Below are 15,077 nucleotides of genomic sequence, written 5' to 3' on the forward strand. Positions count from 1 at the left end.
TTTAAAAAAGTATACAACGCCTTAGATCCAACGATAGTGAAGAACATGATCCACGCTACCTATCAACAAGTAGTCAAAGGSCCACTCGTCGACACCGCCAACTACTTAAAAAAGATACGTCGAGAAATTGGCAACATCCATCTACCAACCGGAATGGGGTGGGTGCCAGCGGGAGCAGCGGATGGAATTCACTCGTACACGGTTAGAGATGCCGTAGAAGGGGCGAAAGATACCCTTGTGATGGCTGGTGGACGAGTGAAGGGGTTTGTGGATGAGGCTTTTGGTAAGGGTACGGTTAAAGATAAGGGAGTTAGTGAAACTAATTTAAGAAATATTGATGATTTTATAAATGGTAACAAGAAATTTGATGAAGTCATTGAAGACTATGCAAAAGTATATAAAGAACATGTTGATTTAAACAAACCTTGGTCTTGGGATGATACTATTCCGGGTGGAGATAGCTTGTCTACTGCTCAAAAAAGGAAGATAAAAGAAATGGCTTTAGAAAAAGGACATATTCCTGAAATAAAGGTTACAAAAGCAGATGGTATGAGGTATGGATTTGCCGACTTTGCAAGTGCAGGTGTTGTAGAAGAGACTGTTCAGCTACCAGAGAGATTTTGGAAGTTATCGGATAAAGAACAGTTTAAGTGGTTAGACGAACAAATAGGTGGTACAAGTAAAGGGATGACGTGGCATCATACGGAAGTACCTGGTAAAATGGAGCTAGTCCCCTTTGGCATTCATAATATTACACCTCATAATGGTGGAAGGACAAAAGGTATGTGGGGCGACGCTCCAAGATAATAATATTGAGGAGGTATAGAAATGGAATTTAAGGATGGTTCAATAATTTATCCCTTGCCGGACGATACTTTGCTTTCTGAAAAGGAAGGTAAGTGGAGAATAAATTTACCAGAGACGTATAAAGAATTTATAAAAAAATATAATGGTGGTACTCCTATAAAGGATAGTTTTAAGTGTAATAGCTATATTTATGCGATTGATAGATTTTTATGTATTTTAAAAGTAACCGGTGAAAGGGATGATGAGTATTACGATATAGGAGTAGTTAGAACACAACTAGACGAAAGAATTGTTTTTGATGAAAATTTAGTAGGTACTGAACTGCTACCAATAGCTGTTTTATTTGCAGGTGACTTTGTTTGCTTAGACTATCGTAACAATGTTGAAGAGCCTATTGTATGCGTTTGGAATCATGAAGAGTCTTCAGATTTAAATCCTATAACATATATTGTAAGTAATAGCTTTGAAGAATTTCTAAATATGTTAACAGAATAGATACTTGTTGGTAGTATCTAAACCTTGATTTAATGCCCGTAAGTTAGTAACACTTATTTAATTTACTTTAAGCACTTGATTGTCTAATAGGCAACAGGTGCTTTTTGTTTTTTGTGAGAAATTTATGCTTTGGTCTACATGAAAAATGCTAATGAAAATTCATAACTCTTGATGGTTATACCATCAAGGCATTCTGTTTTAATACTGTGTTTGTAAAAATAATAAGATAAATAGGTGAGACTACATTTTACATGCAAAGAGGACTTATTATACTACAAAACCACAAACTAAAGACAACAATGACAAAGCTCGTAGTGCTAAACGATACAGATACAGGGAATCGAGGGGACGGTTCCAAAGACGCTATCATCATATTTTTCTATCAACTTTTCAGTTTCGTAGAAGGCATTCAACAATCAGAAGTCTTCACTTAATAATTCTGTTCTACTGAACCATAAGGGACAGGGACTTTGTCTAGGTAACTATGCAAATCGTATAAAAGGGGCACCGTTTCATATGTTTGCGAAATTACTAGATGGATAACTAAATGATAAATAAATTGTTCAGGCAAAGAGAATAGAAGAGTTTTATTCTCTTTTTTTTGATCTTTTTTACAGGAAAAGCGCTGAGTGGTTGGGACCGTGCTCTCGCGAGAGGCTTGTTGCTTCTTACAGTATTCCCACTAGCCAAATTAGTCGGACTTGGCATAAAGGGTGCCGTAATGGGAACAAAGACCATTATTCGCTTCGGTGATGACGCCGTCCAACTGTTTAAGAAAGTATACAACGCCTTAGATCCAACGATAGTGAAGAACATGATCCACGCTACCTATCAACAGGTAGTCAAAGGCCCACTCGTCGACACCGCCAACTACTTAAAAAAGATACGTCGAGAAATTGGCAACATCCATCTACCAACCGGAATGGGGTGGGTGCCAGCGGGAGCAGCGGATGGAATTCACTCGTACACGGKKAGAGATGCCGTAGAAGGGGCGAAAGATACCCTTGTGATGGCTGGTGGAAGAGCGAAGGGGTTTGTGGATGAGGCTTTTGGTAAGGGTATAGATAATGCTAATAGACTTATTCCAGGTACACCTGGTGTTGTTACAGGAGGTAATTCTAATAAGTTAGGAAAAAGTATGTTGGAAGATATGGGGCTTAAACGCTCTACAAAATGGAGTGGATATCAAGCATAACATATTATTCCTTCTGAAATGGCTAAAAATCCTGTTATACAAAAAATCGGAATAAATTTTGATGACTCAACAAACGGAATTTTTCTAAGAGTACCAGATAACGATATTAGTACCATGTCTAGGCATAGGGGGTATCATTCTGTTTATAATGAAGTAGTTGAAAGAGCATTAAACAGAATGGATATAAATCAAAACGTTGATAATTTACAAAAGCAAGTATACGAGTTACAAAGTAATCTAAGAAAATTACAGGAGAAAGGTTTACCTTTGTACCCAAGCCAAGGTGCAACAGTAGAACTTTGGGAAAGAAAGCTTAAACAGTTGGAAAAATAATTGTATGTGAAAATATGGTAAGGAGGTAAGTATTTATGGATGAAAAAGATATTATTTTCCTTGAACAGTTACTTTATAATACAGATGAAGATTATGTAGTAAGCCAGTTAAAGAATATAGACAACCCTTTATTACTCCACTACTTTGCTGCAAATTATAATTGGAATAGTGGGTTTGATGTACCAACAGTCATCTTAGAAAATGAGGCTTGTGATTTAGGGACAGGTTTACTAATGTTCCATTATGCAGATGGCTATCGTTTGTTAGAGAGTTCAGATGAAATTTCGAGTTCTTCATTAGAGGAATGGAAAGTTTTTTTGAGAAAGATTTATAATAAACTATTAAGCTTAGACTTTAAATCACAAGACATTTCCTTTGACCCTGAATTAAACAAAAATACCAAAAGTATAAGTTAAAAAAGAGTAACCCAGACCTTCCTGACGTTTTAATTAATAAGTCTCCGGGCAAAGAGATTGATATACCTAAGGTATGATGTGATTTATTAGAAACCTTGATTGGCAAAAGTGCCTTTCAAGGTTTATTTTTTGAGGGGCTACCTAGTGCCGAATGAACCGCTAGTTATTTATAGAATATAGATAAACCTTGTAAGCCCCATTTGATGTTTTAACAAATTCTTTAGTACGTACAATATCATTAAAACTTATGCCCTAGGGTATAGATAATGCTAATAGACTTATTCCAGGTACACCTGGAAACCCTACCTCAGGAGACCCAACTAAATTAGGTAAAAACTTACTAGAGTCAATGGGGTTACCTCGCTCTACAAGTTGGAAAGGTTATCAAGCACAACATATAATTCCTTCTCAAATAAATAAACATCCAGTTATTAAAAAAAATTAGGAATGGAAATGAATGACTCTACAAACGGTATATTTTTACCTATACCTTCTGACGATGTTAGTAGTCTATCTAGACATAGAGGCTTTCATAGCGTTTATAACAATGTTGTAAGAAAACAGCTTGATAAAATGGATGTTAATCAAGATATAGCAGTGTTAGAAAAACAAGTATATGAACTAAAACAAAAGACTAAAAAAGGGAGTGGAAAATGGATTACCGTTATATAAGACTAAAATAAATAATATCGAGGAATTTTACAAAAGTGGTAAAAATAATAAACTGCCTGTTTGGAACAGAGGCGGTGGAGCAACCGAAGAGTTATGGGAAAGGTGGTTATCTAAATGAAATTTGGTGAAAACACTCAATTAGTAGAAGAAGTAATGGATTTTATTCGTAATGATAAGATGTTTAATAAGAATAAATTTCATGTAAATAACTTAGAGGTAATAAATGATTTTAACGAAGCCCAAAACCTTGCCTGGTCTCAGGACTCAAGTGAAGTTGATACTGTATGGGAATATGTTAAATCACAGGAAGCAGAAAGTATTGTTGAAAAGGTATATGATTTGGATTTAGTAACTCAGCAAGATGATTTATATGATTTTTTTAGTAACCATGACAATTACTCGAATGACTTTCTACCTTTTGATTATATTGATATTAATGAGGAAGTTGAGGGAGAACTCACGATGTGTGCATTAAATCGATTAGTTAATGGGAAAACAGATAATTTTTATGAAAAAATCTTTGAAGTTTATAAGCAAGGTGGTTGGCCTTGTGGGTGGAAGGGGACATACCCTATTGGTGAAATTATTGTGTATGTGCCTTAAATTAAATGAATTTCAAACCTTGATTGGCAAAGTGCCTTTCAAGGTTTCTTTTTTGTGGTGGGGCCATCTAGTGACTCATAGGTCATTTTTTATTCAGAGAATATAAGTAACGTCTTAAATCCACATATTATGTTTTTACGAATTATATAGTACGTACAACACCTTTAAAATGTATGCGCTATTTACCCTTTATTTTGTTAAGCAAATAACCATAATAACATTAGATACCACCATTTCTATTCTTCAAAGCCCGGAATCAAGGAATCGAGGGAACGGTTCCAATGACGCTATCATCATATTTTTCTATCAACTTTTCATTTCCTTGGAAGGCATTAGTCAATCAGAAGTCTTCTCTTAATAATCCTGTTCTACTGAACCATAAGGACAGGGACTTTGTCTGGGTAACTATGCAATTAGTTTAAAAGGGGGCATCTTTTCATATGTTTGCGAAATTACTAGATGGATAACTATATGATAATAAAATTGTTCAGGCAAAGAGAATAGAAGAATTTTATTCTTCTTTTTTTTTGTATCTTTTTTACAGGACAAAGTCCCTGTCCCCTTAAATGTAAATATTATGTTAAAAAAATAAAAAAAAGAGGGGGTTGTCTGAAGACTCATTTTGGATTTAATGTTACTAATATCCATTTCAGATTACAAAATTATACAATTATGTTAGATTTCTAGGATATTTCTCAAGAATATTAGACGCTTCGAAGTTCGAATTATTTACTTTAGCTTAATATTCTTCTATAAATTAGAATGTTCAGTAAAACCGCCGTTGTTCCAGTCAAAAAATGTCGATATAATAGAGTAAATAATTCATTATTCGACAAATTGTGGAAGCGATGAGGGATTTGACGGCAACTGGGCACTTAGTCAAACCTTAGCTTATAGTGCAACCGGCCACATCCTATTTAGGATGTGGCTTTTTTCTATAATTCTATGGTAAGCAATTTTGCCTAGTTTTAACAAAATACTTACTCTTTCTCAGAACGTTGCCATCAGCCCCTAATAAAAAGCAGACCATTTTCTTTCTGTGATGATGATCCAAGCGGACTATTTTAAGTCAGTAAACTGTCATAGCCACTGATTTGTTTGGTCTGATTGAATCTTTCTAGCAGGACATTGTTACACTATCATCGACTATGCACCGGTCGTCGAATGTATTGTTACACCTTCAAGGAGTTTATGCCCTTTACTCCACTCCTCTCAACTACTGGAAATTTACATATAGTAATCATTTAGACAAATAAAATCTTCTAACAATTTATCATTTAGAAAGGAATGAATTCGTTGAAGTACAGTGTGGTAATTCCGTGTTATAAAGAAGAAAAGATACTGGAAAAAACAGTGCTAACCCTACAAAATATATTAAAACTTGAAGATTTCGAGATTATTATTACAGTCGAACAAAACCCCTCTCACACTATTACTGTTGCAAAAAACCTTCGAAGAAAATATAGGAATGTAAAAGTATTAGAGAATAATAATCAATACGGAAAAGGATATTCAGTTAAACGGGGCGTCTTAATGAGCAAAGGAGAAATGGTACTAGTAGTAGATGCTGACCTACCAGTAAACCTAGCAAAATATTTTTCTTATATTATTACGCTTATTGACGATCCACAGGTTGGTGCTGTTTATGTATCTTCATTAGGTGATAAGACGTGCAGAAGGAAACGAGGTGTTATACGATCAGAGGCATCCTTTTGGTTATTTTTCTTAAGAAGATTGTTTCTAAATCAAGGCATCACAGATACTCAATTAGGCTGTAAGCTTTATAAAGGCTCCATAGCGAGAGAAATCTTCAGCTATGTAGATGAAAAAGGATTCTTATATGAACTACAGGTAACCGACCTTCTTTTAAATTTTGGCTTTCAAATTGAAGAATGTATTGTCAGGATTAACTGGTTTTCTGAGCAATCTAGCGTTGACGTTTCTAATTTATTTAAAAGCACGATAAAGTTTTTTTCCTATAGCCTTATTGGACGTCATCGTTTGCTTAGAAAAAGTCAAACATCTGAGGTGAGATTAATTGAAACTTCGCACCCGTAAACCATTTGCTCGATTGGTGGTTGTACTACTTATCATGTCTATCATTTTTAACGGGGTAAAAAGCCTGGATGCTGCTTATCGTGTGAAAATAATAATCGTGTCAGATGAAACTTCGAACGTTTCACAAAACCAAGTGAATACGTATGGAAGTCAAAATTCAAATCCTTGGTGGTGGCCTTGGTTTCCTTGGTGGCCATGGTGGCGCTTTTAGTAACAGTGTTTAAATGAAAGGAGAAATTGAGAAATGATGTTACGAACAGAAAACTATCGACAATCTCTGATAACACGTGTACGATTTCTCAGTTTATTGTTACTTTTAGGCATTATTCTAGTTATTACTAGCCCGGTCATATTTACGCCTGGTTATATTGTGTTTAGTGATTTAGATTATGGACTGCAAGATGAATCTTATTTTTCAAGGATTGTTGGTTTATATAATGAACAATTCTCTACAATGAATTTTTTTAACCTATCACGATTTGCTTTTATACTCCCTTTTTCTTTTATAGTAGAAGCTTTTCAACATTTGGAGATTCCTCATTTGCTTCTCAGATGCATACTACTTGCCATATTCCTACTAGCAGGATTCGGAATATTTTACTTATTAGAATTTCTACTAACTATACATTTTAAGCAATTTCATTCCTGGACACATTATATTGGAATTACTTTACCAGCTGTCTTTTATACGATCAATCCTTGGGTTGTGCTTAGGATTCAGCACGTCTTTCTTTTAGTAGGGTATGCCGTTTTTCCATGGATTCTTCTCTATTTTTTAAGACTGTTTCCTTTAAATGAATCAGGTTCTACAATTGAAAGAAAACTAAGCTGGGAGCATTACTCTCTTTCTTTGAAAATCGGTTTTCTTATTGCAATCGGTTCAGCTGCCATTCATTATTTTTTCTATATCGCTGTTGTATTAGCTTTTATGTGGCTGATGATAGTAATTAAAGAAGTAAAGTGGTCTACAGACAAAAAAAATTATATCCAATTTGTTACGAAGAAAACAATGATACTTAGCATAACTGTATTATTATTTAATGGCTATTGGTTTGTTACGTATATTCTTTCACTATTCGTAACGTCTATTGAGCCTCAAAATGTTAATGTTGTGGACACGTTATCTATGTTTTCCCGTTTTAGCTCTATTCCCAATGTTTTATTAATGGTTTCCTATTGGTGGCCTATGTTTGAGCTTACGGATTATTTAGACTGGATGTTTTGGATTTGCGGCTCTATTTTTATCCTATTAATTCTCTATATTATTTTCTTTAGATTTGGTTGGCATTTTTATATACGACTTTTCACTATTCTATTAGGTTTAACATTGACTACAGCCCTTGGAGTTAATACGAGTATTATTAGCGAATTTAATATTTTTCTCGTGACGAAGGTTCCTGTAATCGGTCATATATTTAGGGATCCTAACAAGCTTATTGGCCCTATGGCCTTGTTTTATTCTATTTTATTAGGATTCAGCATTGATAGGATTATCTATTCTCTAAAATCTAATGGGTTTTCAAAATTTATTACTGTTTCATTCCTATTACTTTTAACAATAAGCTACTATTTTTATATCCGACCATTTGCATATATATTTTTAGATCATTATTATAAAGCTGTTGCAGTTCCGGAAGAATATACAACGGTTCAATCAAATACGAGCGACAAAGGAAAGATATTGTGGATTCCTACTATGGATAATATGACCTTGTCTAGTGGAATCTCTTCTTATTCATGGAATGTACCTGAGAGTGAGTTGAATCTTACTAAAGCTAATGGCGATTTTCATGTGTATTCTAGCGAAAAGAAAACGGTATTTCAGCATGAGAATAACAATTATATGGTGAGTTATATGTATGCTTTTATGCAAAATATGCTCGATACAGGCCACGCACAGCATATTGGCAAGATGGCAGCTTGGATGGGCTTTAACGAAATTGGATTCCATGAAGATGTCTACTACCAGGATAAGCGGCAACGTTTTAACCTTGAAACTTTACATCAGCAAGAAGATTTGAATGTAACCTACGAAAATGACATTTTTCATTTATTTGAAGTGAAAGCTAAAAGTCCAGATGAATTTGTTTCAAAGTCTGTCGTGTTGACAAAGCCAATGAATAGATTAACAAGCTTACTAGACTTTAGTGAAGAATTACATGTATCGTCTGAAGATACGGCATTACTGTGGTTGCAAACTAGCTTGAATCCTATTCCATTACCTAAGCAAACCTACCTAGTTGGAGATAATAAGCTAGATTTTCTTCTCCCATATGTTGATTCAAGCTATTATCATTTTCCTTTTTGATGATATTGACACGGGTAACCCCTATCTAGGTTGGGCAAAAACTAGAAGTGGGGATGCCTCGTGGTTTTGGGCATTACGGGCGAACAATTTAGAAAATGAATGGGATCTGGATCTTGGAAAAGGCATTGTATATACTTATGTACCCTATAAATTGGATGTTCCTCCTCATAGGTTGGGAGACATTCAAGGTCCCCCTCTCATAACGATGGAAGATGTATTGGATAATTTTTTCATTCCAGATAATCCAGAGCTATTTCAAATGACGGTGTATCCCAATCGTAATCACCGAAAGAGTTTGGAAGCTACAGTAACACCGAAGAAAAATAATCCTCTTTGGCAGGTAGCGAAATCCAAAGAAATGGTTTTTGATGGAAACAAGCCAAGGTTTCTTCGAATCAAAGCAACCATGTCAGGTGTCAACGCAGGTAGTGTTCATTTTAAAGTGCGATTCTACGATCAAGAAAAAAACGAGTTACAAGTTGGCTACCTCTCTCCAGGTGAGCCGTTAAGTGAATATTTTGAAGCAGACATGGATAATGACTTCTTTGTTCCTGAGAACGCTCATTCGTTTAGAGTTGATATATTATCAAGCCAAGACATTAATAAGCCTACCTATTTTTGGTTGCATGATTTTCAAATAGAAGATATTTCTCAGCTTGGCAGTGAAAATATACTTAAAATGAAGTTAGTTGAACCTTCTGCAACCGACAAGAAATTTAAGGTGTTTGCCCGCCTCTTTCATTCAGAAAAAGGTGGACATATTCGATTTAGTGACCTCGATAAGACAGTCGAATACAACACCCAGTCGTTGAGAAATCAATTCACATGGGTGGATTTAGGTGAATGGCACTTACCTGATGGCTCTCTTTCAGTAGAAACCGATAGTTCTCTAACCGCTATTAATGCTTTTGTTGTGTTGCCAGCTAGTGAAGCGGAGCACATTTTATCAAACGCTGAAAAAAAAGTGCAGGGAAAACAACTCGATCTCTCCTTAGTAAAATCAGATTATTCACGCGAGGATGTTGTGGATACAAGCTTTTACTTTGACAGGTATTCTTACCTTTCGAGCATTGATCAATCTTTGCTTCCTATTGTAGATGGACGGTTAACAAAAAAACTTGATATTTTTCAAACCCAGACATTCACCCCTATTATGACAGCGATAGAGGATGGTCAACCATCAATTACGTTGAAGATTATTCAAAACCAAAGGGTCGTGTATGAAAGAAGTGTATCAAGTGTTCTTCCTATAGAAAGAAACCAACAAAAAATGATGGCTGAAAAGACATATCAGCCAAATGAATATTATTTGGAAGTCAAAAACTCTCAAAATCAACCAATGGTCCAGTTCGTATTTCCTAAAGTTACCCTCCAAAAGGGGTCATACTTTATTGACATAAGTGTGAATTCAAATTATACAGATCAATTAAACAAAGATAGTCTTCATGTTCTGAGTGCAGGTGAAATCATTGTGCCTCCCAATATGATTGAGAATACAGACCAAGCAACGCGTTTTGGAAATCTTGGATATGCGCAGGATTATATTGAAATCACTACTCATCGTGTTAAAGGGAAGAAAGTGATGAAAAACAGCCCAACATCTAGCGAACAATGGATCATTTACACTTTAGACCCAGTGAAGGTTAAAGAAGGGGAACAATATATCTTCAAAACAGATGTAGAGCAAAAGGGGTTACGTCAATTTCATGGAAAAGTTCATGCTCTAGATACTGAACGAGTCTTGTATGATAGCTATTTTATGGAGGAGGATGAGGGAGTAAAGGCAATTATTGATGTTAAAAAAGATGGATATCTTCAACCTACGTTCTTATTTAAGGGCTCTCCCGACATGGAGGGTGAGTTTTCTATTCAGGATGCTCATTTTATCAGAATGTCTGACATAACAAAGGTTGAGGGAATGCATTTTCTACCATCTACTCCTTTCAATTCTATAGACCAAACAGATGGATATTATATACTACCAGAGCCTTACCAAGATATTTGGAGAATAGAAGATTCAACTGAAAAACCTTTTCAGGTGAACTTTTTTCTTAATGGATTTTTTTCATCGGAAGGAAATAGAGAATTTTCGTACACCTATACTATAACCAAAATGTTAACTATTCCTTACATTTGTGGTATTATCCTTTATTTTATAATGGTCATGGTCTTATTATTTTTTCTATTAGTTGAAAAAAGAAAAGATATGATGCAGAAAAAAAAGAAGAGAAAGCTGGAATGACTATGAAACAATACACAAAATCATTTTCCTTATTTCTCTTTTTGGATGTGGCGCTGATTGGCCTAAACTACCTAATGCATATCATGTTAAGTAGATTGTTTCAACCAACTGAATATGGAGTAGTAGGGTTCTATTTAGCCCTACTTAGTGTCATGTTCATCATTGGTTTGACGGTACAATATAGCACGTCTCGGTATGTGGTGGAGAAAAAGGCGGAGCCTTTAGGAGCATTTTATTTTCTTCAACTCTATGTGAAGCGCATTCTTAGAGGATTAATTGTTCTACTTTTTTTGTCTTCTGTGGGTAGTAGAACTTGACTCCATCCTGGTTACCTTCCTGCTATTCCTTACTATATTTCTAAGTCATATCGTATTATGTCATAAAAGAGGGTATCTGCAAGGAGAAAAAAGATTCCTATCCTTTTCCGTTAGTTTGTATATTGAATCAGCTTTTAAACTTTTTTTCATATTTTGTACGATTTGGTGGATTCGTGAACCTAATTTGATATTATCGGCCATCTTAGCCGGTCAGTTGCTATCGGAATATTGGACATCAAAGCCTGCTATTATTCAGTATACTTACGGCTACCATTATCCAAAGTTTTTAAAAGACAACTATGGAGTTTTCTATCAGCAGTTATTTTTTCACTTGATTCCAGCTATTGATATGATTACTATCCATATTCTTCATCCATCTTTAAGTGGTGAGTATGCTATTTACCAAAAATATGCTCAGATTTTGTCTTTTTTTAGGGACGAGCTCTTTGTACTTTTTTGTTTTCCGTTTTTTGTTAATAAGCCGACCCTAACCTCTTTATCCCAAAAAAGTGTACTTCTTATTGCAACTCTAAGTGGTGCGATTCTACTAGTCTATCAATGGATATTGCCTCTAAGTATTCCCTTTTTGTTTGGACAGCAGTATGGGAAAGGAGATTCTCTATTAGGAGTAGTGGCAGCATCCTATCTACTTTTTATCTTTTCTCAAACAATCGTTCAATCGAGAATTGCTCAGCGCCATAGCGGAAGTACTCAACTTTTCTTTATGGGTTTGTTGCTTTATTTCATGATTCTAATCATCAGTCATAGTTCAATGAGATCCATAATCATAGCGCATTTAGGATTAAATTTGTATATTTTTATCGCTCTTTTAATTCAACAATTTAGAAAGGAAAGATTGTATGAAACAGTATAGGTTGCTATTTCTTTCTTGGAGAGATATTCGTTCTCCCTTAAAAGGAGGAGCAGAAACATTTACCCATGAATTAATGAAAGGACTAGTTAAAAAAGGACATCAAGTGACTCATTTTTCTCCTCAGTACTCTGGAACACTTTCAGTTGAAGTCATTGACGGGATTGAGTATAGACGAAAAGGTAATATGTTCACAGTTCTTTATCATAGCGCTAACTTTTATTTTAGAAATCATCAGATTATTCACTATGTTGTTGATCAGTGTAACACGCATCGATTTTTTTCCTTCCTATGGGTGAAACGATCTAAAAGAGTATTTTTTATCCACCAACTTACTAGAGAAATTTGGTTTTACCATGCTAAATTTCCTTTTCACTATTTAGGATTTGTGTTGGAACCCCTCCTCCTATGGTTAAACAGAAACGATCGTTGTATTACGGTATCAGAATCAACAAAACATGATTTGTTGAAGATAGGTTTCAGAGACCATAATGTGACGATTCTACCAGAAGGATTAGACATTCCACCACTTAAACAGGAAGATTTTTATCAAAAAGAAGAAACCCCTACCTTTCTTTATATAGGTCGTATGGCCAAATATAAAGGGATACATGATGCCCTTGTAGCCTATAGGGAGTTTAATAAAGAGTATCCAAAAAGCAAATTCTGGGTAATTGGTGCTTTTAATCAAGAGTATTTCTCCAAAACAATAGAACAGGAGCTAATAAAATCCTCCCTCTCATATGCCATCACAGATGGGAGACCGGACAATAAGGTTGATGTTTCCTTTATGGGATTTGTTTCGAGTAAAAAAAGATCGAGTACATGAGTAGGGCCCATGCTCTTGTGTTCCCGTCCATCCGAGAAGGTTGGGGCTTAACTATTTCCGAATCCGCCGTTTGCGGCACACCTAGCATTGTATATGATGCACCTGGCGTTAGAGATGCAATTGCATTTGGGAAAGCTGGTTATTTAGTAAAGCAGAGAGGACCTACATATATAGTTTCCTACATGAAGAAAGTAATTGAAGAAGTGGAAGACTACGAGAATATGGTGCAAAATGCGTTTGTCTTTTCAAAACGTCTCGATTGGACCAAGACTGCTGAACAATTTGAAGACAAAATTCTTTATCACCATATTCAAAAGGAGTAGACCTAAAATGAATCAAACCATCGCCATTACATTATCTACTTATAATAATGAGAAACATATCCAAGCTTGCCTAGAAAGTATCCTTGACCAAGACTACGAACACTTAGTTGTTATTGTTGCAGATGATGGATCAACGGATCATACACCAGACATATTGCGTGAAATGACAGTGAAATTTGAGAAGCTACATATTATTTCTCTTCCTCACGGAGAGCGTGGGAAAGCGCGGAAAGCAAGCATTGATAAAGCAAAAGAAATAGGAGCAGAGTTTTTATATTTTATCGATGCTGACATGCAATTATTAGAAGGTTTTTTTATCAGCTGCTTAGCGTATTTTCATCAAGATCCAACACTAGGAGCACTTGTCATTCCAGAAATCCCTTATTCAGATTCCACCAATTTCTTTACACGCGTAAAAATTTTCGAGCGTTCACTCATTAATCAAGGAAGCGAACGCCTTGATCAAAATTCGATTGAAGCTGCTCGTTTCTGGAGGCTATCCGAATATGAAAAATCAGGAGAATTACACGAAGCACAAATTGCCTTTGAAGAGATCCAACCAACTCTTCGCTATATAAAACAAGGTGGATCCATTAAGCGAGCTACAGTGACGGGGGTGTTTCACGATGAGGGTTATGTCACCTTAGGACACATTCTTAAAAAGAAAGAATATTATTTTGAAAAGATGGAAACGACAGCTCAAACTGAAGACAGCGGTATTCTAAATATGGTTAAAAAATGGTACTTATTTAGACCTGTTTACTATCATCCTAGAAATGTAATTCACTACATCACTCATCCCCTACTTACAGGCGGAATGGTAATGATGTATACTCTTTTGACTTTTTCTGCAGTCAAAACGGTTGTATATAAATGGGGGATTGGGACTTTATCTACTAGACAAAGCAGGAGTGGAAAATGAATGTAATTGCAACTTATCAATTAACCAACGCTTACCAAGTGATAAAGCATTTACAAACAAATGAAATATATGGATACGAATCGCTATTAAGAGGAAATAAAAATCCTGTTGAATTATTTGATGATGCTAAGAAAAAAGGAGAACTTATTCAGCTAGACCAGGAAGCGAGATTCCTAGCCCTTAGGAACTATCAATCGACTCACCCCTTATTTATTAATTGTCATCCAGATGCCTTCACTCATGTCTTGAAATACTTAGACGATTTCAATACCATCGAGACAATTGTAATTGAACTTACTGAACATGTCCCAATTCAGACAGCTTCCCTTCCATCTATTATCCAACAGCTTAGGGAACGTGGAGTGAAAATAGCAATTGACGATTTTGGTAAAGGATACACCAACTTAGAGTTAATCGAAATTCTGCGACCGGATTATTTAAAACTTGAACGGTGTCTCATCCAGAGACCAACACCTCGAAAAAAGCTTCTGCTACGGGGGATAAGCAAGCTTGCAAAAGAAGTGGGGACTAAAGTTATTATGGAAGGTATCGAAACAGAAGAACAGCTCCAGATTACTTTAGAAAGCGGTATTTTCCTCGGACAGGGGTTTCTACTAGGTAAACCTCATCATTCTACTTTAGTCCATGAAATTAGCGAGTTTTGATGAGGAATAATGAATCGTAAA

At 35.5% G+C, this 15,077-nt stretch carries 17 protein-coding genes and 1 pseudogene; all 18 read left to right on the forward strand.

Going from position 1 to position 15,077, the window contains the following annotated elements; all coding sequences use genetic code 11:
• The first annotated feature begins 45 nt into the window (after nt 1–45).
• The 18 genes and pseudogenes from M44_RS01250 to M44_RS01335 all read left to right on the forward strand — a co-directional run bounded on the left by M44_RS01250 (nt 46) and on the right by M44_RS01335 (nt 15,056).
• A complete protein-coding gene (locus tag M44_RS01250; RefSeq protein ID WP_010170170.1) occupies nt 46–807 on the forward strand; it encodes an HNH endonuclease signature motif containing protein in 762 nt (253 codons plus the stop codon).
• 21 nt (nt 808–828) lie between these two features.
• Entirely contained in the window at nt 829–1,302 is a 474-nt protein-coding gene (locus tag M44_RS01255; RefSeq protein ID WP_010170172.1) for an SMI1/KNR4 family protein, read from the forward strand.
• A gap of 251 nt (nt 1,303–1,553) precedes the next feature.
• Nucleotides 1,554–1,736 (forward strand): hypothetical protein, encoded by a 183-nt coding sequence (locus tag M44_RS27685; RefSeq protein WP_010170174.1) that lies wholly within the window; start codon nt 1,554–1,556, stop codon nt 1,734–1,736.
• A 227-nt stretch (nt 1,737–1,963) separates the two neighbouring features.
• Nucleotides 1,964–2,497 carry a hypothetical protein gene (locus M44_RS27690; RefSeq protein ID WP_237705174.1) on the forward strand — a complete coding sequence of 178 codons (534 nt, stop codon included), beginning with the start codon at nt 1,964–1,966 and terminating at the stop codon, nt 2,495–2,497.
• A 6-nt stretch (nt 2,498–2,503) separates the two neighbouring features.
• Nucleotides 2,504–2,830: an AHH domain-containing protein gene (locus M44_RS19570; RefSeq protein ID WP_272941165.1), complete on the forward strand. Its 327-nt coding sequence runs from the start codon at nt 2,504–2,506 to the stop codon at nt 2,828–2,830.
• 35 nt (nt 2,831–2,865) lie between these two features.
• Nucleotides 2,866–3,323, forward strand: a pseudogene (locus M44_RS19575) (DUF4274 domain-containing protein).
• A 376-nt stretch (nt 3,324–3,699) separates the two neighbouring features.
• Nucleotides 3,700–3,918: an AHH domain-containing protein gene (locus M44_RS27695; RefSeq protein ID WP_010170178.1), complete on the forward strand. Its 219-nt coding sequence runs from the start codon at nt 3,700–3,702 to the stop codon at nt 3,916–3,918.
• 114 nt (nt 3,919–4,032) lie between these two features.
• Nucleotides 4,033–4,521, forward strand: a complete 489-nt coding sequence (locus tag M44_RS27455; RefSeq protein WP_010170179.1) for a hypothetical protein — start codon at nt 4,033–4,035, stop codon at nt 4,519–4,521.
• A gap of 1,296 nt (nt 4,522–5,817) precedes the next feature.
• Complete coding sequence (locus M44_RS01295) at nt 5,818–6,579, forward strand: glycosyltransferase (protein ID WP_010170182.1); 762 nt, start codon at nt 5,818–5,820, stop codon at nt 6,577–6,579.
• Nucleotides 6,560–6,790, forward strand: a complete 231-nt coding sequence (locus M44_RS01300; protein ID WP_010170184.1) for a hypothetical protein — start codon at nt 6,560–6,562, stop codon at nt 6,788–6,790. The genes M44_RS01295 and M44_RS01300 overlap by 20 nt, the downstream gene beginning before the upstream one ends.
• A gap of 33 nt (nt 6,791–6,823) precedes the next feature.
• A complete protein-coding gene (locus M44_RS01305; RefSeq protein ID WP_010170186.1) occupies nt 6,824–8,887 on the forward strand; it encodes a hypothetical protein in 2,064 nt (687 codons plus the stop codon).
• Nucleotides 8,853–11,129, forward strand: a complete 2,277-nt coding sequence (locus M44_RS01310) for a hypothetical protein (protein ID WP_010170187.1) — start codon at nt 8,853–8,855, stop codon at nt 11,127–11,129. The genes M44_RS01305 and M44_RS01310 overlap by 35 nt, the downstream gene beginning before the upstream one ends.
• 2 nt (nt 11,130–11,131) lie before the next feature.
• Entirely contained in the window at nt 11,132–11,446 is a 315-nt protein-coding gene (locus tag M44_RS01315) for a hypothetical protein (protein ID WP_155814865.1), read from the forward strand.
• Nucleotides 11,447–11,630: 184 nt separating this feature from the next.
• On the forward strand, nt 11,631–12,320 hold the full coding sequence (locus M44_RS01320; protein WP_010170191.1) for a hypothetical protein: 690 nt from the start codon (nt 11,631–11,633) through the stop codon (nt 12,318–12,320).
• On the forward strand, nt 12,307–13,146 hold the full coding sequence (locus M44_RS19585; RefSeq protein ID WP_050770854.1) for a glycosyltransferase family 4 protein: 840 nt from the start codon (nt 12,307–12,309) through the stop codon (nt 13,144–13,146). Before M44_RS01320 ends, M44_RS19585 begins: the two co-directional genes overlap by 14 nt.
• Nucleotides 13,143–13,469, forward strand: a complete 327-nt coding sequence (locus M44_RS24535; protein WP_050770855.1) for a glycosyltransferase — start codon at nt 13,143–13,145, stop codon at nt 13,467–13,469. Before M44_RS19585 ends, M44_RS24535 begins: the two co-directional genes overlap by 4 nt.
• A 7-nt stretch (nt 13,470–13,476) precedes the next feature.
• Nucleotides 13,477–14,391 (forward strand): glycosyltransferase family 2 protein, encoded by a 915-nt coding sequence (locus M44_RS19590; protein ID WP_010170192.1) that lies wholly within the window; start codon nt 13,477–13,479, stop codon nt 14,389–14,391.
• Nucleotides 14,388–15,056 carry an EAL domain-containing protein gene (locus tag M44_RS01335; RefSeq protein ID WP_010170193.1) on the forward strand — a complete coding sequence of 223 codons (669 nt, stop codon included), beginning with the start codon at nt 14,388–14,390 and terminating at the stop codon, nt 15,054–15,056. Before M44_RS19590 ends, M44_RS01335 begins: the two co-directional genes overlap by 4 nt.
• Nucleotides 15,057–15,077 lie beyond the last annotated feature (21 nt).

The organism is Bacillus coahuilensis m4-4, from assembly GCF_000171615.1.
GTDB lineage: Bacteria > Bacillota > Bacilli > Bacillales > Bacillaceae_K > Bacillus_T > Bacillus_T coahuilensis.